The following is a 455-nucleotide window of genomic DNA, read 5'->3' on the forward strand; positions in this document are numbered from 1 at the left end:
GGACTGATACAAGGACCGCGCTCCACGCAGCAGCCGGCCTCGATACCTTGCGAGACGTAAACCCGACAACGAGCTCACGGATCAGTACGCCTCGAAAGAGAAAGTCCTCCCACAATCCGACGATAACGAATGTAGCGGCCGTCGCTCCGATCGCGAGTCCGACGGTCACAGGGTCGTTGAAGACTCCCATTGACCACGAACTAACGATCCTCCCGCTCCCGGTAGCGAGAATCGCGGCCGTCGATACAGCCTGAAACAGCACGCCGATTACGGCCCCGCCGGCGAAGTCACCGAACCACTGCCGACTCAGGGATAGCCCGTACGCGGCGGGGCTGGTTTCGAACAAGTAGGATAACACGAGTATCACCGCTGCTACCCCACAGAGCATGGGAAGTTGGTTCGGGAGGTTAGTCAACACGTTCGGTGTTGGGAAGTGAGCGAGTACCAGCCCCACA

1 protein-coding gene is annotated in these 455 nt (G+C 59.6%); it reads right to left on the reverse strand.

Going from position 1 to position 455, the window contains the following annotated elements:
- The coding region (locus DVK05_RS17655; protein WP_233562253.1) for a hypothetical protein at nt 1-388 on the reverse strand (388 nt) is incomplete at its 3' end.
- Between the last annotated feature and the right edge of the window lie 67 nt (nt 389-455).

The organism is Halorubrum sp. Atlit-8R (assembly GCF_003666025.1).
GTDB classification, from domain to species: domain Archaea; phylum Halobacteriota; class Halobacteria; order Halobacteriales; family Haloferacaceae; genus Halorubrum; species Halorubrum salinarum.